This window comes from Avibacterium sp. 20-126, from assembly GCF_044358625.1.
GTDB lineage: Bacteria > Pseudomonadota > Gammaproteobacteria > Enterobacterales > Pasteurellaceae > Avibacterium.
This window is the reverse complement of record NZ_CP091457.1, coordinates 134,740-154,625: the sequence shown is the minus strand read 5'-3', so window position 1 is coordinate 154,625 and position 19,886 is coordinate 134,740. Positions and strand designations below refer to the sequence as shown.

General features: G+C 40.4%; 21 protein-coding genes and 1 riboswitch. Of the genes, 6 read left to right on the top strand and 15 right to left on the bottom strand.

Annotated elements, in window-relative coordinates; all coding sequences use genetic code 11:
* Positions 1 to 154: 154 nt before the first annotated feature.
* Entirely contained in the window at positions 155 to 760 is a 606-nt protein-coding gene (locus L4F91_RS00725; RefSeq protein ID WP_250351120.1) for a DUF1440 domain-containing protein, read from the top strand.
* A 72-nt stretch (positions 761 to 832) separates the two neighbouring features.
* Here L4F91_RS00725 and L4F91_RS00720 read toward each other — a convergent pair whose 3' ends face one another.
* Positions 833 to 1,288 (bottom strand): NUDIX domain-containing protein, encoded by a 456-nt coding sequence (locus tag L4F91_RS00720; RefSeq protein WP_250363737.1) that lies wholly within the window; start codon positions 1,286 to 1,288, stop codon positions 833 to 835.
* Positions 1,281 to 1,982 carry a pseudouridine synthase gene (locus L4F91_RS00715; RefSeq protein WP_395896679.1) on the bottom strand — a complete coding sequence of 234 codons (702 nt, stop codon included), beginning with the start codon at positions 1,980 to 1,982 and terminating at the stop codon, positions 1,281 to 1,283. Before L4F91_RS00715 ends, L4F91_RS00720 begins: the two co-directional genes overlap by 8 nt.
* A 110-nt stretch (positions 1,983 to 2,092) precedes the next feature.
* On the opposite strand from L4F91_RS00715, the gene icd reads away from it, so the two are divergent.
* The gene (gene icd, locus L4F91_RS00710; protein ID WP_395896677.1) at positions 2,093 to 3,349 is read left to right on the top strand and encodes an NADP-dependent isocitrate dehydrogenase; all 1,257 of its coding nucleotides are present in this window, start codon (positions 2,093 to 2,095) and stop codon (positions 3,347 to 3,349) included.
* A 76-nt stretch (positions 3,350 to 3,425) separates the two neighbouring features.
* Here the strand turns inward: icd and L4F91_RS00705 are convergent, their stop codons facing one another.
* The 3 genes from L4F91_RS00705 to L4F91_RS00695 are packed head-to-tail and all read right to left on the bottom strand — an operon-like array spanning position 3,426 to position 8,158.
* A complete protein-coding gene (locus tag L4F91_RS00705) occupies positions 3,426 to 5,906 on the bottom strand; it encodes a GIY-YIG nuclease family protein (protein ID WP_395896675.1) in 2,481 nt (826 codons plus the stop codon).
* On the bottom strand, positions 5,893 to 7,404 hold the full coding sequence (locus L4F91_RS00700; RefSeq protein WP_265762944.1) for an Eco57I restriction-modification methylase domain-containing protein: 1,512 nt from the start codon (positions 7,402 to 7,404) through the stop codon (positions 5,893 to 5,895). The genes L4F91_RS00705 and L4F91_RS00700 overlap by 14 nt, the downstream gene beginning before the upstream one ends.
* A gap of 4 nt (positions 7,405 to 7,408) precedes the next feature.
* Positions 7,409 to 8,158, bottom strand: coding sequence for a hypothetical protein (locus tag L4F91_RS00695; RefSeq protein ID WP_265762945.1), 750 nt, complete (start codon positions 8,156 to 8,158; stop codon positions 7,409 to 7,411).
* 122 nt (positions 8,159 to 8,280) lie between these two features.
* Here L4F91_RS00695 and L4F91_RS00690 point away from each other — a divergent pair, with 122 nt between their 5' ends.
* The 3 genes from L4F91_RS00690 (at position 8,281) to L4F91_RS00680 (ending at position 11,359) form a co-directional block, all read left to right on the top strand.
* Positions 8,281 to 8,727 (top strand): hypothetical protein, encoded by a 447-nt coding sequence (locus L4F91_RS00690; protein ID WP_265778418.1) that lies wholly within the window; start codon positions 8,281 to 8,283, stop codon positions 8,725 to 8,727.
* A 133-nt stretch (positions 8,728 to 8,860) separates the two neighbouring features.
* Positions 8,861 to 9,493: a ribosome biogenesis GTP-binding protein YihA/YsxC gene (gene yihA, locus L4F91_RS00685; RefSeq protein WP_250363743.1), complete on the top strand. Its 633-nt coding sequence runs from the start codon at positions 8,861 to 8,863 to the stop codon at positions 9,491 to 9,493.
* A gap of 330 nt (positions 9,494 to 9,823) precedes the next feature.
* Positions 9,824 to 11,359 (top strand): YifB family Mg chelatase-like AAA ATPase, encoded by a 1,536-nt coding sequence (locus L4F91_RS00680; RefSeq protein WP_395896671.1) that lies wholly within the window; start codon positions 9,824 to 9,826, stop codon positions 11,357 to 11,359.
* A gap of 63 nt (positions 11,360 to 11,422) precedes the next feature.
* Here L4F91_RS00680 and L4F91_RS00675 read toward each other — a convergent pair whose 3' ends face one another.
* From L4F91_RS00675 to L4F91_RS00665, 3 genes are all read right to left on the bottom strand, one after another.
* Entirely contained in the window at positions 11,423 to 12,109 is a 687-nt protein-coding gene (locus L4F91_RS00675; RefSeq protein ID WP_250363745.1) for a metallophosphoesterase, read from the bottom strand.
* A gap of 8 nt (positions 12,110 to 12,117) precedes the next feature.
* The gene (gene nadR, locus L4F91_RS00670; protein WP_250363746.1) at positions 12,118 to 13,389 is read right to left on the bottom strand and encodes a multifunctional transcriptional regulator/nicotinamide-nucleotide adenylyltransferase/ribosylnicotinamide kinase NadR; all 1,272 of its coding nucleotides are present in this window, start codon (positions 13,387 to 13,389) and stop codon (positions 12,118 to 12,120) included.
* Positions 13,390 to 13,469: 80 nt separating this feature from the next.
* Positions 13,470 to 13,733, bottom strand: coding sequence for an accessory factor UbiK family protein (locus tag L4F91_RS00665; RefSeq protein ID WP_395896668.1), 264 nt, complete (start codon positions 13,731 to 13,733; stop codon positions 13,470 to 13,472).
* Positions 13,734 to 13,829: 96 nt separating this feature from the next.
* Positions 13,830 to 13,975: riboswitch (FMN riboswitch) on the top strand.
* A gap of 116 nt (positions 13,976 to 14,091) precedes the next feature.
* Between L4F91_RS00665 and ribB the strand changes: the two genes are divergently transcribed.
* Complete coding sequence (gene ribB, locus L4F91_RS00660) at positions 14,092 to 14,739, top strand: 3,4-dihydroxy-2-butanone-4-phosphate synthase (RefSeq protein ID WP_395896666.1); 648 nt, start codon at positions 14,092 to 14,094, stop codon at positions 14,737 to 14,739.
* A 677-nt stretch (positions 14,740 to 15,416) separates the two neighbouring features.
* Here ribB and rplQ read toward each other — a convergent pair.
* The 7 genes from rplQ to secY all read right to left on the bottom strand — a co-directional run bounded on the left by rplQ (position 15,417) and on the right by secY (position 19,884).
* Positions 15,417 to 15,806: a 50S ribosomal protein L17 gene (gene rplQ / locus L4F91_RS00655; RefSeq protein WP_250363749.1), complete on the bottom strand. Its 390-nt coding sequence runs from the start codon at positions 15,804 to 15,806 to the stop codon at positions 15,417 to 15,419.
* Between the two features lie 39 nt (positions 15,807 to 15,845).
* Positions 15,846 to 16,835, bottom strand: a complete 990-nt coding sequence (locus L4F91_RS00650; RefSeq protein ID WP_126371196.1) for a DNA-directed RNA polymerase subunit alpha — start codon at positions 16,833 to 16,835, stop codon at positions 15,846 to 15,848.
* A gap of 32 nt (positions 16,836 to 16,867) precedes the next feature.
* Entirely contained in the window at positions 16,868 to 17,488 is a 621-nt protein-coding gene (gene rpsD, locus L4F91_RS00645; RefSeq protein WP_250351134.1) for a 30S ribosomal protein S4, read from the bottom strand.
* A gap of 28 nt (positions 17,489 to 17,516) precedes the next feature.
* On the bottom strand, positions 17,517 to 17,906 hold the full coding sequence (gene rpsK / locus L4F91_RS00640; RefSeq protein WP_012072238.1) for a 30S ribosomal protein S11: 390 nt from the start codon (positions 17,904 to 17,906) through the stop codon (positions 17,517 to 17,519).
* A 15-nt stretch (positions 17,907 to 17,921) separates the two neighbouring features.
* Positions 17,922 to 18,278 (bottom strand): 30S ribosomal protein S13, encoded by a 357-nt coding sequence (rpsM, locus tag L4F91_RS00635; RefSeq protein ID WP_017805524.1) that lies wholly within the window; start codon positions 18,276 to 18,278, stop codon positions 17,922 to 17,924.
* Positions 18,279 to 18,418: 140 nt separating this feature from the next.
* Complete coding sequence (gene rpmJ, locus L4F91_RS00630) at positions 18,419 to 18,532, bottom strand: 50S ribosomal protein L36 (protein WP_005548767.1); 114 nt, start codon at positions 18,530 to 18,532, stop codon at positions 18,419 to 18,421.
* 26 nt (positions 18,533 to 18,558) lie between these two features.
* Positions 18,559 to 19,884, bottom strand: coding sequence for a preprotein translocase subunit SecY (secY, locus tag L4F91_RS00625; protein WP_250363751.1), 1,326 nt, complete (start codon positions 19,882 to 19,884; stop codon positions 18,559 to 18,561).
* Between the last annotated feature and the right edge of the window lie 2 nt (positions 19,885 to 19,886).

Sequence of the window (19,886 nt, the reverse complement as noted above, 5' to 3'; positions counted from 1 at the left end):
CTCAATCATACTTCTTTTGAATTATCTCTTTAGGGGTAGAAAATTGCTTGACTAATTCTCAATTAGGCATAGAATTGCTAGCGATTTTATTTATTTAATCAAATTTAATAAATAAAGAAATCACTCACAATTATCATTTTATTTGGAGAATTATATGTCAGGTATTTTCACTCAAACCGATCCTGCACGCCGTCGCTATGGTGTGGCAATTTTTGTTGGTTTTATCGGTGGTTTAATTTCTGCCTTTGTAAAATGGGGGGCAGAACATCCATTCCCACCACGTAGTCCATTCGATTTATTCGTTGCGGCTTGTCAAGATCCTTCACAAGCATTAGAAGTGTGTTCTCGTGCGTTTTTAAACCCACCACACGTTTTCTTACGTGATTATATTGGCATCGATCCAACGGCTGCGGTATTCACTTTTGCAGATCACGGGTTTGACTGGATTGGTGTAACTCACATCACCTTCTCTTTAGTTTTTGCAATTGGTTACTGTATTGTGGCAGAACGTTTTCCTAAAATTAAATTCTGGCAAGGTATTGGTGCAGGTTTAATCGCGGATATTTGTGTGCATTACATCACGTTCCCAGCATTAGGTTTAACCCCACCTGTTGCAGAATGGCCATTATACGAACATATTTCTGAATTAGTAGGACATATCTTCTGGTTCTGGACAATTGAGATTATTCGTCGTGATCTACGTAACCGCATCACGCATCAACCAGATCCTGAAGTTCCATTGGATCAACCTTATCGTTAATCAAGTAAAGCCCGAGCCATTCGGGCTTTATTTTTATGTGAAAAACAAAGTGCGGTGTAAATTTCACCAATTTTATTCAAACAGCCTCAGCACTTCTAAACTTACCCCCTCGCCATTTAAATAATCTTGCAATGCTTGGCTGACTAACGGATTGCGTTCTGCCTGCCCGGCTTGTTGGATATAATGTTGAAACGCTTCGGGTGTGAGCCAGACACCGCCTTCAATATCCGGATCACTCGGCACAATGGGCAAACATTCCGCTAATTCCACCGCAAAGACAAAACGTAAATAATCTTTTTGGCTACGTGGTGCGTGCCACTGATAGATTTTAATCAGCTTGCTTGGCGTGGCGTGAATACCCGTTTCCTCTTTTAATTCACGCATTGCCCCTGCAAGAATGCTTTCATTCTGCTCTAAATGCCCTGCGGGCTGGTTTAACGTCATTTTGCCGTACTCAAATTCTTTCACAAACAGAAATTTGCCTTGGCAATGGACGACGCACGCCATCGTAATATAAGGTCTATGCATTGGATTTCCTTAATTTTAACCTTTGATAAAGGGCTTCAAGTTCTTGAGCCGTCAATTGATAATACTGCCCTAATGGCAAATTTTCCACGCTAAATCCCGCCATTTTGCCACGAATTAAACGCAATGTGGGAAAACCAATATGTGCGGTCATTCGGCGAACTTGGCGATTTTTGCCCTCGCTAATTTTAATTTCTAACCAACTTGTCGGAATGCTTTTGCGTACGCGAATAGGCGGATCCCGTTGCCATAAAAAAGCTGGCTCAGAAATTACCCGCACTTTTGCCGGTAACGTTTTGCCCTCTTTTAATCTTACCCCTTGGCGTAGTGGTTCAAGCTCAGGCTCTGTTGGCTCGCCTTCCACCTGCACGAAATACGTTTTTTCCGTTTTGTATTTAGGATCGGCTAAGCGATGCTGAATTTCACCGTTATTCGTGAGAATTAACAGCCCCTCGCTATCGCGATCTAAACGTCCTGCGGGATAAACCGATAAAATAGGAATAAAATCTTTAAGTGTTTGTCGCCCGTTTTCATCGCTAAATTGACTCAGCACATCAAAGGGCTTATTAAACAGCACCACTTTGGTGTGTGCAAAATCAGGGACATTTGCTTTTTTACGCGCAAAATGCTGAACCGTTTTTTTGCGTAAATTTTGCCGTTCTTGTTGATTACGGCTTGAAAGAAATTTTGCCTTCATATATGTTATGAGAATGAATAAAGATCAATCTAAACGCACATTTTTACCAAACTATCAATGTGCTTTCTCTGCTCACTATAACACAACATCAACCATTAAAGGAGAATCCAATGAGTCAAACCCAATCCGCCGTTGTTATTCCTCAGGGGGAAAAAATTCATTTAGACGCACAAGGGGGATTGATTGTCCCTGATAACCCCATCATTCCTTTCATCGAAGGTGATGGCATTGGCGTGGATGTCACACCAGCAATGCAACGCGTGATTGATGCCGCGGTGGAAAAAGCCTATCAAGGCAAACGCAAAATTGCTTGGTTAGAAATCTATGCGGGAGGCAAAGCCAATGAAGTTTATGGCGAAAACACTTGGTTACCGGAAGAAACCCTTGATTTAATTAAAGCCTATCACGTTGCCATTAAAGGCCCGTTGATGACGCCTGTTGGCGGTGGCATTCGCTCTTTAAATGTGGCAATGCGTCAAGGATTAGATCTTTATAACTGTTTACGTCCAATTCGTTATTACAGTGGCACGCCAAGCCCAGTTAAACACCCTGAAAAAGTCAATATGGTTATTTTCCGTGAAAACTCTGAAGATATTTACGCCGGAGTGGAGTGGAAAGCAGGCTCGCCTGAAGCAGATAAAGTGATTCAGTTCTTACAGCAAGAAATGGGGGTGAACAAAATCCGTTTTCCACAAGACTGTGGCATTGGCATCAAACCCGTTTCAAAACAAGGAACACAACGCCTAGTGCGTGCTGCCTTACAATATGTCATTGATAATGATAGAAAATCCCTCACATTAGTGCATAAAGGCAACATTATGAAATTCACCGAAGGTGCGTTTAAAGAATGGGGCTACGAAGTGGCGAAAGAATATGGCGCAACGCTCATTGATGAAGGCCCGTGGATGAAGCTGACCAACCCCAAAACTGGGCGTGACATTATCATCAAAGACGCCATTGCCGATGCGTTCTTGCAAGAAGTGCTACTCCACCCTGCGGATTATGATGTTATCGCCACCCTCAATTTAAACGGTGATTATATTTCTGATGCACTTGCCGCCCAAGTGGGTGGAATAGGTATCTCCCCGGGCGCAAATATCGGGGCTGATGCCGCAATTTTTGAAGCCACTCACGGTACTGCCCCTAAAATTGCGGGGCAAAACAAAGGCAACCCGGGGTCATTAATCCTCAGTGGTGAAATGATGCTACGTCATTTAGGCTGGACTGAAGCCGCCGATTTAGTCGTCAATGCAGTTGCTAAAACCATTGAAAACAAAACGGTCACCTTTGATTTTGCCGAAATGCTAGCAGGGGCGACATTACGTTCAACCTCAGAATTTGCCGAAGATATTGTGGCAAATATGTAGCATTTTCGTCTAAAAGATAAGTGCGGTAAAAAAATGAAGAATTTTTCACCGCACTATTTTTTCGCCCTTAATCGCGTTAATACAACTGCTGATATTCGTCTTTACTAATGGCTGTGTCATAACCGCCGATAAAATTGCCTTGGTGCTTACGAATCCCTGTATATTCAAGGCTTGCGTCTTCGTAACGTTTAAAGCTAAATACCGCTTCGTTCATTTGTGATTGGTTAAACACGTTGAGATTGACGAGCAATTGAAAATCTTTTTGCGTTAAACCTGTTACCGTGAAAAATAGCTCTGGCTCTAGCACCTCAATCACTTCTCGTAAGGAATGTTCTCGGAAATCAGTAAGATACATAAACACAGGAACACGGGTGGCAAATTTAATTAATTTTTCCTGAATTTGTTTGCGTAAGGATTTCCGCTCTTTTTCTGCCGAATCAATTTCTTTTTTCTCCGTTGCGGTTAGCTCTCGCCCCTCTTTTTCTGCTTCTGTTTTGGTTTTTTTCACCGTTTCGGTGCGATTAATAATGGTGGTAATATCCTGATTTAGCGAACGAAATCCCTCTATCTTCGCCAATGCTGCCATCGCTTCTTGGCTGTTTCTTAAACGATCTAAGGTGAAATTATCCACATTCACCAGCATTGCACTTTCCCAACGGCGCGCCAGTAAGGTGGCGGTGATACCACTTAAGGCATAATCCAAAATATCCCCTGCGTCAAAGCGTTTCATTGCACCGCCATCATAGGAAATCACCGGTAGAAAATGGATAAATTCTGCCACTTGTTTTTCTGGATTGTCTTCTTTTGGATTGAGTTTGGTGCTGTAATCGCTCACTTGGGTTAAGGCACGATTTAACGCAAAATCAAAGACATAACAATATTCTTTGATAACCACTTCCTGCTGATTATCATCACGCATCACCCACGGCGTTTGTACACGAAAAGCGGCTTGGAAATAGGTTTCAGGGCTTTTTAGATTACATAACATAAAAATGCCCGACCATTCAGGAATAGAAATACCTGTTAATAATTTTCCACAACTTAGGGTGATACTTTTACTTTTCAATGGGTTAGAGCCAATGGCTTGGCGTACAGGGGGTAAGGCTCTCTCGCCAATGCCTGCTTGCGCCCCTGCCGCCACGACTACGTTATAATCGTGATAAAACTGATTTTGTGGCATTGCTAATAAATTCCGCATAGCAAAACAGCTTGTTACTGTTGGCAAAAACCAGACCGTATGTAATAAATTCGCCAGCAAATTCACATCACTATAAGGCATTGGTGGGGGATCTAAACGTAAATTAAGCTGATGTTCTCCGCCATAACGCAACCAATTGAGCCATTTTTGCACCGCATCTTGATGTTTAAATTGAGCTTGCTCACCCTCACCGGTGGTAGCAAAAAATTCATTTAAATCAAATTCATTACGCTCGCCTTTTTCCGCCACCACGCGCAAATCTTCCGCCATTTGGTAAGTCATCATCACCATTTTCGGCAAGGCGCGATAAGGATTATCAGGCTTATTTCCCCACTGCATTTTGGCTTGCTGTTCATCGCTGTATGTCCAGCTAAACACTTGTTCTTCAATAAACTCGCCATTATTTAATGCACGAAATGGCGTGCCAGAAAGATAAAGATAATGGTATGTTGTCAGCCCTAAGAAATCTTCATCAAATTCAATTTGATCGCTCAATTCGGTGTTAAGCTCACCATCATCAAACTGTTCTTTGGTTTTGTTTCGCCACGCGCCATAATGATATTCATCAAATACCACACAATCCCAGTTAATATCATAAAGCCAACGGTTGCGTGCTTTCACTTTGCCTTTTGCGGTGCGTCCGTGAAGATCTTGCAATGAAAGAAAACAAATCAACGGTTTATGCAAGGCTTCGCTTTTTTGCTTAATGCTTTCCCACTCGTCCATATTTTCTTTGGCTAAAAATTGCCAATTGATAAAATCCTTATGTTGCTGTAAATCTTCTTGCCACGCGGTTTTTACCGCTGGTTTAAAGGTAAGAATAAGCACACGACGCCAATTCATTTGCTTGACTAATTGATAGGTCGCGAAGGTTTTACCGAAGCGCATTTTGGCGTTCCATAAAAATTTAGGTTCTTTATTGGCATTTCTCGGATCGGCAGTAAAGGCGTTGAAATATGCGACGGCACGTTGCACCGCGGTTTGCTGTTCTGGACGCATTGCGAAATCTAAAGTGCGGTGCATTTCGGGGGCAATTCTATTGCGTACAGCGACAATCGCGGCTTTAACTTGTTCCACGTTACAATGAAACCATTCCCCTTCTGCGCGCACGATGCGCATTTTGGATAACGCTTGATGCACATCGTGATCGGTAAAATAAGAGCCGTCATCACGAATTGCCAATTCTTCAAGCTGAAGCTGATAACTCTGGTTGGGTGTTTTTACCGGATATTGTTCTGCAATCCGTTCAGCAACGTTGCGTGTTGTATAACCCACTTTGAGCATATTAGGAAAGCGCACATCGCTGTACGCATAAATTTTCGGTTGTTGTAAGGGTAAGAGTAAATTATTCGACATCATTTCTTTCCATTGGGCGTATCATTGCCTCAATAAAGGCAATTTCATCGGGGGTTAAGCCATATTTTGCGTACAGTTTTTCGTCATTCCACGATTGTGAGAAATCTTGCATTGGAATAAATTCATATACTTTTTTTGTGGCATCTTGCGTATTCTTTTTGATTGTTAGCATAAAATGGAAAAATTTAGTTTGAATATAAGAAATAACATTTCTGGCTGTTCTCTCATCATCAAAAGGTCCAAACACTAAATAGGTTTCTGAACAACAAGAATTAGGTTCAGCTAAAATCGGTTTAACTAAATCTTCTCGACCATCACCTGAACCAATGGCTTTAGGTACAAATAATTTATAGCGATCAATCCAATCGCGATTTACGCTCACTTCACCACGACTAATATAATTTATCGCTTTATTGGCGTAATATTTCACCGTATTATCTTTGTTTTTTGCGTAGCCTTTAAACTTTGTATCAAATCCAAAAGGCTTACGTGAACTTATCCATTCATTAAAGCTCACCTCATTAAACCCTTTTACCTTATGATAAATTTCCACTGCCTCGTTACTGCGAATAAAAATATCCAGATTTTCTTCTTGTAAATAACGCTGAGCGTGAGACACCAAATTATTTCCCTCATAAGTGAATATCTCTGCCTTACCCGTTGAGTCTTTTTGCCATAAGAAATAACACACGCCCCCTTTAATCTCCACGCCAGTAAAACAATCTTGTGAATTAGGGAAATCGTGTAACTGGCGAATTTGGCGGTCTTGCAACATTTCCGCACGAAATTCATCAAGCCCTTTTCCCCCCGCATACCAACGCGCGGGGATAATCATCACTAAATATTCCGGTTGCAACGCTTTCGCTTGTGCCACAAATTTTTGATAAATAGGTCTGGCACTGGCTTGTGCGCCACCATCGCTTAACTGATAAGGCGGATTGCCGATAATGACATCAAATTTCATCTTGTTATATTGCTCAAAAAAAGGACTATAAGAATGGATAAAATGGTAGGCGTGGCTTTCTAATTTCTCATCACGCGCAAACACCTCTTGACTTGCGCCACACTCAATACAGCGACCATTCTCCCATTGATGGGATAAAGTGCGGTAAAAAATATTGCCGTTTTCATCATCAAAGGCTGTACATACGGAATATTCACCGTTGGCTTCACGGCTACAATACAAACTACGACGGCTTAATTGTGCGGTAAGCGTGGTAATGCCTATGCCGAAAAGTTGCTTGGTAAAAATATGGTTTAAGCGTTCTTGCAAATTCGGGAAATGTGGCGCAAGCCCTTTAATTAATCGCTTGGCGATTTCACGCAAAAACACCCCTGATTTGCTACAAGGATCGAGAAATCGCTTTGTGGGATCGCAAAAAAAGTGCGGTGGAATGAGATCTAGCATTTTGTTGGCTAACTGTGGTGACGTAAACACTTCATCACTTGATAAATTAGCAATACAAGAAAGTACATCAGGGTTGTAATTATTAATTGTCATTCCATTACTCACTTTGTTCATATTCGTTGGCATATTGCTGTTTTAATTGTAAGAAATCACAAAGACTTGATTGAAAAACGGTGCGGTAAGGGTGCGGTAACAGGCTGTTCCCATTGGGTTGATAGGCTCTATCCACTAATCCCCAATAAATAAAAGGCACACGTTTGATTTTGCGTTCAGTCACAAAACTCCATTGATAAAAAATAATCGCTTTTTTTGACCGCTCTTTCTCTTCTTCGGTAACTAAGCCATCAAGAGGTATTGAATGTCGTGGCGTTTCCACTTCCATTGAAAGGGCGTTGCCCCACACAATATTAAAATGTAGCAGGCATTCAATGGCGTCTAAGCAGGCTGTTTTTTGGCTGTCAGGAAAAAGCCGTGCATATTCCGCTGTGGCAAAATCAAACAGCCGTTTGCGACAGGCTTTCACGTTATCTTCCAGCAATTCAATGCCGTAAATGCTACTTACCGCAAGGATTAAATCTCGTTCGTAGGAAAGCTGGCTGGGTGATTTGACGTACTTTTTACGCTTATGTTTATCTTGGTAATTTTCAGCTGCCACCGCCAACTTACGGCGTAAAATTTCGATCAGAAAATTGCCCGTTCCGCACGCAGGCTCTAAAAAAGTGGCAGAAAGTGATTGCGTTTGCATTGCCACTAAATCCAGCATTGCATTGACTTCTTTTTCTCTTGTATAAACTTCACCGTGATCGGCAACTCGCTTTTTTGAAACTATTTGTTTTTCTTTAATCATTATTAATAGATTTAAAAGATAGGGTTTTTCTTCTTTATTTTTGTAATTATTTTTGATCAATTTGTAACTTTTATCAATTCATAGTTACGATTTTTTATGTGGGAGTGATAGCTTTCGCAATTATGAAGAAAAATGAAAAAACGCAACAAGATCGGCGAGAAAAGCAACGTTTTGCTGATAATTTAAAAAAAGGATTGCTTGCTAAGGGTTACTCAGCACGGGGCAATGTTCTTGAACGTGAATTTAATTTGCGTTATTACGGCACATCTATTACACCACACACCGCAGGAAAATGGTTGCGAGGTGAGAGTATTCCTCGCCTTGATAAATTAAAAACCTTAGCCAATTGGTTGCAAGTTGATCTGACTGATTTGGTTTCATCAGAAAAGCTAGAAAAATTGGAAGCTGGTGAACTTCGACGTTCCGATATTTTGCAACAACACCGTTGGGAAAACCTTGCCACACAACAAGATAAAGCCCTGTTCAATCATTTCCTTGATCTCCCTGAGCCACAACGCAATGTGGTGCGCGAGGTGATTATTGCTTTGTATAAACAGCATTGTGAGTAATGCGTTTTTTCCTTTCATTTATTTGTGATAGAAATGTCGCTTTTTTATCATTTTTTATCGTGGTTTTGTGATTTATAAGGTATGCTAGGCACTTTCCTTTATGAGCTGAACGTTTTGATAAAAGATCGATAAAATGAGCAACAAAATGAAATTGAATTATCATAAAACCCATTTTCTTACCAGCGCCCCGAATATTCGCGTGTTACCCGAAGATAAGGGGATGGAAATCGCCTTTGCGGGGCGTTCTAATGCTGGCAAATCTACCGCACTGAATGCCTTAACAAATCAAAAAAACCTTGCTCGCACCTCCAAAACGCCCGGGCGAACACAATTAATTAATGTGTTTGAAGTCGAGCCTTTATGCAAATTGGTTGATTTACCCGGCTACGGTTATGCCGCTGTACCAGAGCAAATGAAAATTCAGTGGCAAAAAGCCTTAGGTGAGTATTTGCAAAAACGTGAATGTTTAGGCGGTGTTGTGATTTTGATGGATATTCGCCACCCGCTAAAAGACTTAGACCAGCAAATGATCGAATGGGCTGTCTCCGCGGATCTGCCCGTGCTGTTGTTGCTCACCAAAGCCGATAAGCTGAGCCAAAGTGCGGTGAGTAAACAAGTCAAAATGGTGCGTGAAGCCATTCTTCCTTTTCAAGGTGATGTGCAAGTGGAAGCCTTCTCTGCCCTGAAAAAACAAGGCATTGATAAACTCGCTGGAAAATTAGATAGCTGGTTTAGTGCGCTGATTGAAGAAAGTGAAAATGCATAAAAATAAAGTGCGGTGAGATTTCCGCACTTTTTTCATCAGTGACCATTGAGTAAAAATACGCCTATCTAAAAATGTTTTCTCACCGCCTCAATCGTTCCTTCTATTTGCAATCAATAAGAAAAGCCAATGTTCAGAAAATCGTTTTTTAACTCACGATAGGGAATATGTGGGTTACCTACGATGAATAATCATTGCTCATAAACAGCGTTTAATCTCATTTTATTCTTCTATTTTCTCGATCTTGATCGCAAAAAAGTGCGGTGAGCATTTTCTTTCTTTTTCGCTTTTTTTATATTCATTGTTCAAATTAAGCAAAATGAAGGATGATGAATGTCATTAGCGATTGTTTATAGCCGTGCGTCAATGGGCGTGCAAGCACCGCTAGTTACGATTGAAGTACATTTAAGCAATGGAAAGCCGGGATTTACCCTTGTGGGCTTACCTGAAAAAACCGTGAAAGAAGCCCAAGATCGGGTACGCAGTGCGTTGCTCAATGCCAATTTTAAATATCCCGCTAAACGTATTACAGTAAATCTTGCACCAGCAGATTTACCCAAAGACGGGGGACGCTTTGATTTGCCTATTGCCATTGGCATTTTAGCAGCCTCGGAACAAGTTAATCCTGAACGCTTAAAACAATTTGAATTGTTAGGCGAGCTTGCTTTAACTGGCGAATTGCGAGGCGTTCACGGTATTATTCCGGCTATTTTGGCGGCGAAAAAAGTACGTCGTTGCCCAATTATTGCACAACAAAATGCGAATGAAGCCTCGTTGGTGGCGGATCAAAAAAGTTATTTCGCACCGCATTTATTAGACGTGGTGCAATTTATTAATGAACAAGAAATCTTGCCCCTTGCCAGCGATTTAACCACGCAAAGTGCGGTGGATTTTTCCTTTAAAAATCAAGCGGATTTAACTGATATTATTGGTCAGCAGCACGCCAAACGCGCATTAACTATTGCAGCAGCGGGACAACATAACCTCTTGTTACTTGGCCCTCCCGGAACAGGGAAGACGATGCTTGCCAGTCGTTTAACGGGATTATTGCCTGAAATGACCGAACAAGAGGCGATTGAAACCGCCTCTGTGGCTAGCCTTGTGCAAAATGAATTGAATTTTAAAAATTGGAAACTGCGTCCTTTTCGCGCCCCTCATCATAGTGCCTCTTTGCCAGCGTTAGTTGGTGGAGGAACGATACCAAGACCCGGCGAAATTTCCCTTGCGCATAATGGTGTGCTGTTTTTAGATGAATTGCCAGAGTTTGATCGCAAGGTGTTAGATGCGTTGCGTCAGCCGCTAGAAAGTGGCGAAATTATTATTTCTCGAGCCAATGCAAAAATCTGTTTTCCCGCCAAATTTCAACTGATTGCGGCAATGAATCCTAGCCCCACAGGGCATTACACTGGTGTGCATAATCGCACCTCACCACAGCAAGTAATGCGCTATTTAAACCGTCTTTCAGGGCCATTTTTAGATCGTTTTGATTTATCTATTGAAGTGCCACTTTTACCTAAAGGGGCATTGCAGCACATTGAAAATAAAGGCGAAAGCAGCGAACAAGTGCGGTCGAAAATTATTAACGTGCGGGAAATTCAATTTGCCCGTGCGGGTAAAATTAATGCCCATTTGAGCAGTAAAGAGATTGAACGAGATTGTAAAATTAGCCCTGAAGACGGTATTTTCCTTGAAAATACACTCACGCAATTAGGGCTGTCTGTGCGTGCTTATCATCGTATTTTAAAAGTGGCACGCACCATTGCGGATCTGAATAATGAAAGGCAAATACAACGTCCTCATTTGGCAGAAGCACTTTCCTATCGGGCGATGGATCGGTTATTGCAGAAACTTTCAAAGAATTTAGTTTAAGCTAAAATTTTATAATATTTTTGACCGCACTTTATCCTTGATAAGAATAAGCAAACGAGAAAATTATTTTCTATCATCAATGTTCTTCAATAAATAATTTCCTTGTTCATCGCATAAACTGCGGAAACCTACGTTGGTGATGTTGAGATTAACATCGCGATTAATGGAGGAGTAATCAACGTTTTCGTGGTGATGACCGTGGAAAATATGCGTAACGCCCATTTTTTTCGCTAATTTGTTAAACACAGAAAAGCCAAGTGGGTGGGGTTTTGGCGCTTCGTGAGAAACAAGAATATCCGCTTGCAGATTTTCTAATTGTTCAAAATCTGAAGGGAAAAGGGAGGTGCGGTGCCGTAACGGCAAGCCTCCTCGCCAAATTTTCTCTTGTGGACAATATTGGCAATAATGAATGGGATCAAAGAAAACTGGCTTATTTGGTGGCATCCAAATTTGCCCACGGAATACCCCACCTAACCCTGCAATGCGTTTACCTTGAATGGTTTGCACACGCCCGTGTAGGTTTCGCTTTTTCCATTCTGTTCCCCAGAGTGCTTCAAAGGCGGCAACGGTTTTGCTGTCGTGATTACCGTGAATAAACCAAAGATCGCAATGTTGTGCTAATTTATCCAATTCTTCTGTGCTGGTGAGTTGTAAATCCCCAAGTATGACAAGGGCGATCCCCTCTTGTTCTTGCACAAAAGGGTAAAGATGGTCATATCTTCCGTGTGGGTCGCCTGCAAATAAGATCATAGGGGCTGTTATTCCTCAAAAATCGATTTATCGTTGTTAAGTTCGGGTAGCTCTTCTTCGTTGAGAATTTTTTCTACAATGGATTTCACCTTATTATAACGCTCTAAGTAGCTCGGTGATTCGATTTCAATATAAGGCACATTATATTTATCCAATAATTTTTTCAATAATTGTTGGAAACGTTGGCGCTGTTTGTAGCTACCAAGACTGCGTAAGCCGTCATCTACCCATTTGGTGTTGTTATTCAATAAAATGGTAATATCAAAAGGGTATTCTTTAATCATTGAATCTAAAAATGGGTGAGCTTTGCCTTCATATTGAATGCAAAATGCCTGCGTGGTAATAAAATCTGTATCCACAATCGCCACTTTATGTGCGTGGCGTACCGCATAGTCAATATAACGTTGATGCCCTAGAGCCATTTGTGGGTAGTCGGAATATTGCATCGCTTGCTCATCGCCGCCCAGTTTTTCAAACACAAATTCACGCCCATATTCCCAAGCGGAAGTTGTATTAAAAACAGTCGCTAATTTATTCACTAAAACGGTTTTTCCGCTGCTTTCTCCACCTAAAATGGCAATGGTTTTGGCAAAGAATGGACGCACTTCTTTTGGGATAAATTTCCAATAATGGAACGGTGTATTACGAATTTTGGTAGCAGAAACGTTAAAAAACTGACGTTGTGGATCAACCAATTCCACCTGTAAATTTAAATATTTTTCGTAAGGGGCTTTGTCTTGCGGTTCGCTACTAAAAACTACGCTCGGATTTACCTGCTTTTCTTCAAAAAGCTGTTTAACACGCTCTGCCCACGCAGACCAACCATTTGGATAACTCGGTAAACCGTCTTCGACTAAATGATGAATAAAAATTTGGTTTTTCTGATATTTAAAAATTTGTTGCATCCAACGTAGGCGATCTTGCACTGTTGGCATTCGCTTCATTTTACTGTCGTAAAACAGTTTCAGATCACGCTCAGTATCGCTACACACCACAACGTGGACTTCATCAACTTTACTGAACGCCTCATAAATCATATTGATGTGTCCCGTATGCACAGGGTAAAACTTACCAAAGATTACCCCCACTTTTTTATCTTGCAAATCAGTGATTTGTAACACTTTATGTAAGGCAGATAATTTGGTTGCACTTGGGTTTTTGATTTTGCCACTAACGAGCTGATTAAAATAAGCGCGAGTAATGTGAGCTTGCTCACAAACCTCATTGACTTTTAAGTTTAATTGCTTACGTTTTTGTTGTAGATAGGCGAATGCGGACATCACGAAATTCCTTATATTGCCAAATTTATTTAGAAAAAAGACCGCACTTTTCACTTAAGAAAATCAAGTGCGGTGAGATTTTAGCGAGTTTTTTGTGCTTGATTTTGTTCTTCCAATAGGGCATCAATGCGTTTTTCTAACTCATTAAGTTTTTCACGTGTACGCATTAATACTTGGGTTTGTACATCAAACTCTTCACGGGTAACAACATCTAATTTAGCCAATTGCGCCTGCAAAACTTGCTTAAATTTTGCCTCTGCATCTTTGCCAAGCTCTTTCATTCCTTGCGGTAGGGAATTTTGTACTTGTTGTATAATTTGCTCTATTTTTTGTGGATTTAGCATAAAGACCTCACATTATTGCACTAATGTGGCATATTGTATGCAATATCTGCGTAAAGAAAAACATTTTTTCTCTATTTAGATTGCGTTATACTATGCCCTCATTCTCAGGGCAGGGCGAAATTCCCTACCGGTGGTAAGTGCATCACGCATAAGCCCACGAGCGTTTACTTGCAAAAGTAAAGTCAGCAGATTTGGTGAAAATCCAAAGCCGACAGTCAAAGTCTGGATGAAAGAGAATCAAATGGGTTTTATCTTTGGATAAAATCTATTTTTGTTATTTTGTTTTTTATCATAACGAAAAACTTCCCTCATCAGCCCTGATTCAAGTATCAATTTATTATTAAAAGGTTTTTTTACTATGAATCAGTCTATTTTATCTGCTTTTGGGACACCGCAAGAACGTGTTGAAAAAGCCATTGAAGCGTTCAAACAAGGCAATGGCGTACTTGTTTTAGATGATGAAGATCGTGAAAACGAAGGCGATTTAATTTTCCCCGCACAAACCATTGATGCAGCACAAATGGCAAAACTTATTCGCTACGGCAGTGGGATTGTTTGCTTGTGTTTAAGCGATGAGATTTGCCAACAACTTGATTTACCCCCAATGGTGCAAAACAACACCAGTGTCAATAAAACCGCATTTACCGTAACGATTGAAGCAGCAGAAGGGGTATCAACTGGGGTTTCCGCCGCAGATCGAGTAACGACCATTAAAGCGGCTGTTGCAGATAATGCGAAACCACAAGATTTACACCGACCGGGGCATATTTTTCCATTAAGAGCAGCGGAAGGGGGCGTGCTAAAACGTCGGGGGCATACCGAAGCTTCTGTTGATCTTGCCGTGCTTGCGGGCTATAAACCCGCCGCAGTAATCTGTGAGATCACCAATGATGACGGTACAATGGCACGTACAGCGGAAATTATCAAATTTGCTGAAGCATTTGGTTATCCCGTGATGACAATTGAAGATTTAGTGCAATATCGTTTAGAGGCGAATAAAAAATAGTGAAAATAGCAGGGTTTATTCCTGCTATTTTTTTATCTACGCGTTTAAACCGTCTATGGCGATGTGGTTATGTAATATAAATTAACAAATCAAAACAACGACATAGCCTACACAATCTCTTCTGGCATAATAAATTATTTGCTAATAAAAAGACCTTTATTAAAAAGCAAAAGGTATATGGCAAATTTTAAGGCTTTTCTAACTTATTGTATTAGTTATAACTTTATTGTGAATGCAAGAAATCAATATATGAAGGATTAGATGCGTAAGCGATATAATTGAAATAGTAATAGCATTGGCTCAGCTTTTCCTACTCTTTACGCTATCTGCCAGAAGCTGGCTTACCCTATTCCAAACTTAAATCCTGATATCTATTGCTATTTGACTTCAAGTAAATGCAATCGGCGGTCTCCCCATATATCACTTATACCCTTCTATTATTACCGCCTTATCTTTATCTGCATTTAAACAACAATTATCACCAATGCAAATTATTCTGACACAAAGAGGTATTCGAGTAATAAAAACTTTATCCAAAAGAGAGGTATACTGGGCATTTTGAAAATTATTCCAATGGCAGATACTATTGTGTTATAGATATAATTTTCAATTGATACCTGAAATGATAATAAATAAAAAAGCCTGCATATAGCAGGCTTTTTAACATCAAAATTCGATTATTCAGCTGATGAAGTTTCTTCAGCAACTGCTGGACGATCGACTAACTCAATGTATGCCATTGGTGCATTATCACCAGCGCGGAAACCACATTTTAAGATACGAGTATAACCACCCGCACGTTGTGCAAAACGTGGACCTAATTCATTGAATAATTTAGCAACAGTTTCAATGTTGCGAGTACGAGCAAAAGCTAAACGACGGTTTGCAACACTGTCTTCTTTTGCTAATGTAATTAACGGCTCAACTACACGACGTAATTCTTTTGCTTTTGGCAATGTTGTCTTAATGATTTCATGACTAACTAATGCACTTGCTAAATTACGGAACAGCGCTTTGCGATGGCTGCTATTACGGTTTAGTTGACGACCACTCTTACGATGGCGCATGATCTTATCCTTCTCAGAAAAATCTTAACCTAATGACCACTAATCTTCAGCGATACTTGCTGGTGGCCAATTTTCAAGGCGCATACCAAGTGATAAGCCACGAGAAGCCAGCACATCCTTAATTTCAGTAAGTGATTTCTTACCAAGATTAGGCGTTTTTAATAACTCAACTTCTGTACGTTGTACTAAATCACCGATATAGTGAATTGTTTCTGCTTTCAAACAGTTAGCAGAACGAACTGTCAGCTCTAAGTCATCAACAGGACGTAAAAGAATCGGATCAAATTCCGGTTTTTCTTCCTTGACTTCAGGCTGACGAACATCTCGCAAATCAACGAATGCATCAAGTTGCTCTGCTAAAATTGTTGCTGCACGGCGAATTGCTTCTTCTGGATCAATAGTGCCATTTGTTTCTAGCTCAATCACTAACTTATCTAAGTCAGTACGTTGTTCTACACGCGTTGCTTCAACATTGTAAGCAATACGTTGAACGGGGCTATAACAAGCATCTACTAATAAACGACCGATAGGACGTTCTTCATCTTGAGAATGAACTCGAGCAGAAGCAGGAACATATCCTCTACCACGTTGTACACGAATACGCATATTAATTGATGCATTTTCATCAGTAAGATGGCAAATGACATGTTCAGGATTCACAATTTCGACATCACCATCATGGGTAATATCTGCTGCAACAACAGGGCCAATTCCAGATTTGCTTAGTGTCAGAAATACATTATCTTTATTCTGTACTTTAACCGCTAGGCCTTTTAAGTTTAGAAGTACTTCAAGAATATCTTCTTGAACCCCTTCTTTGCTACTATACTCATGCAATACCCCATCAATCTCTACTTCAGTCACAGCACAACCTGGCATTGAAGATAGAAGAATTCGGCGCAATGCATTACCTAGAGTATGGCCGAAACCACGCTCTAACGGTTCTAAGATCACTTTAGCATGAGTAGAGCTAATTTGCTCAATATCAACTAAATGTGGTTTTAAAAATTCTGTAACAGAACCCTGCATTTTATCCTCTCTTTGCTACGAAGCTTTAACTATTATTTAGAGTAAAGCTCTACGATCAGATGTTCGTTAATGTCTGCTGATAAATCAGAACGTTCAGGAACACGTTTGAACACACCTTCCATTTTAGCAGCATCAATTTCTAACCAAGTTGGTTTTTCTTTTTGCTCTGCTAATTCTAATGATGCTTTAATACGAGCTTGTTTCTTAGATTTTTCACGAATAGCTACAACATCATTTACTGAAACTTGGAAAGATGGAATGTTAACCACACGACCATTAACAACAACTGCTTTATGGCTCACTAATTGGCGAGCTTCTGCGCGAGTTGCGGCAAAGCCCATGCGATAAACAACGTTATCCAATCGACCTTCTAATAATACTAGTAAATTTTCACCAGTATTACCTTTTAGACGGTTTGCCTCTTTATAGTAGTTACGGAATTGACGTTCTAAAATACCATAGATACGACGAACTTTTTGTTTCTCACGTAACTGACTACCATAGTCTGACAAACGAGGTTTACGAGCACCGTGTTGACCGGGTGCTGTATCAATTTTACATTTTGAATCAATCGCGCGTACTCCTGACTTAAGGAATAAGTCAGTACCTTCACGACGGCTTAGCTTGAGTTTTGGACCCAAATATCTTGCCATTTTCTTTCTCCAACTATCCTAATACGTCTTATACACGACGTTTTTTCGGTGGACGACAACCGTTATGTGGGATCGGGGTAACATCAGTAATATTCGTAATACGGAAACCCGCTGCATTTAATGCACGGATTGTCGACTCACGACCTGGACCCGGTCCTTTTACCATAACTTCCAAGTTCTTTAAGCCAAATTCTTTGACCATTTCTGCACAACGCTCAGCAGCTACCTGAGCAGCGAACGGAGTGGATTTACGAGAACCACGGAAACCTGAACCACCAGCAGTAGCCCATGCTAGAGCATTACCTTGACGGTCAGTAATCGTAACGATTGTATTATTGAAAGATGCGTGAATATGAGCAACGCCATCTACTACTTGTTTTTTTACACGTTTACGTGCACGAACTGGTGTTTTTGCCATTTAATTTACCCCGACTTATTTCTTGATCGGCTTACGTGGACCCTTACGGGTACGCGCATTAGTTTTAGTACGTTGACCACGCACCGGTAAGCTACGACGATGACGTAAACCACGATAACAACCTAAATCTAATAGGCGTTTAATGTTAAGTGTTACTTCACGACGTAAGTCACCTTCAACGGTAAATTTACCAACTTCGTCACGCAGTTTATCAATCTGCTCTTCAGACAATTCTCTGATCTTAACGTCTTCAGCAATTCCTGTTGCAGCACAAATAGCTTTTGCTCTAGTTTTGCCGATACCGTAAATTGATGTTAATGCAATTACAGTATGTTTTTGATCAGGAATGTTAATGCCTGCAATACGGGCCACTATGCACTCCTATTATTTTAACTAATTTGACATACTGATCTTGAAAAGCCCGTTTTCAGGATACTCAAACAGTATGTCAAGGACATAAATGAGCTGAGCATTATATATGCCCAGCTGGTTCTTTGCAAGAAAAATATCAATTAACCTTGACGTTGTTTATGTTTAGGGTCGCTACATAATACACGAACAACACCTTCACGTTTAACAATTTTACAGTTACGACATAATTTCTTTACGGAAGCACGAACTTTCATTGCTTATCCCTTTTACTATATGAGCATTACTGCCCAAAACCTTTAAGGTTTGCTTTTTTCAACGCAGATTCATATTTTGTTGACATTAAATGACTTTGAACCTGAACGATGAAATCCATAATTACCACTACAACAATCAGCAAAGATGTACCACCGAAATTGAACTGAACATTCCACGCTGACGTCATAATATAAGGAACTAAACACACGAATGTAATATATAGACCGCCAATCAAAGTTAAACGGGTCATTATTTTATCAATGTAACGTGATGTCTGTTCACCTGGTCTAATTCCCGGAATAAATGCACCAGATTTCTTCAAATTTTCTGCTGTATCACGCGGGTTATATTGCATCGCTGTATAGAAGAAACTAAAGAAGATAATAGCTACTGCATAAACGATCAAATATAAAGGCTGACCTGGATGCAATAACATCGATAAGTCAGTTAACCAATCTAAACTTGCTCCTTGCCCAAACCAAGATGTAATCGTAGCAGGAAACAAGATGATACTCGAAGCAAAGATAGCAGGAATTACGCCCGCCATATTTACTTTAAGTGGTAAATGAGTGGTGTGACCGCCAAGGATTTGACGACCTTGTTGACGTTTTGCATATTCAACTTTAATCCTACGTTGTCCTCTTTCAACGAAAACAACAAAATAGGTTACTGCAAAAACAATAACTGCGATGAGCAACAGAACTAACAAGTGCATTTGCCCTTGACGCGCTTGCTCAATTGTTGCGCCAATTGCTGATGGTAAACCAGCAACAATACCTGCAAAAATAATTAAAGAAATACCATTACCAATGCCGCGTTCGGTAATTTGCTCACCTAACCACATTAAAAACATTGTTCCTGTAACTAAACTAATTACAGCAGTAAAGTAAAAACTAAATCCCAAATTAGGTACTAATCCTGGCAACATATTAGGCAATCCAGTAGAAATACCGATTGCCTGGATCATTGCAAGAACTAATGTCGAATAACGTGTATATTTACTAATTTTTCGACGACCAGCCTCACCTTCTTTCTTTAATTCTGCTAAAGCAGGATGAACCGTTGTCAGTAGTTGGATAATAATAGATGCAGAAATATACGGCATAATACCCAATGCAAATACTGACGCTCGGCTCAAAGCACCACCAGAGAACATATTAAACATATCAATAATGGTGCCTTTTTGCTGCTCAAGTAATTGAGCTAAAACAGCAGCATCAATACCAGGAACCGGAATGAAAGAACCAATACGGAAAACAATAAGTGCACCGAGCACAAATAATAATCGACTTTTCAGTTCACTTGTACCGCTTTGAGTACTTCTATTTTGATAACCTGGTTGCTTAGCCATTT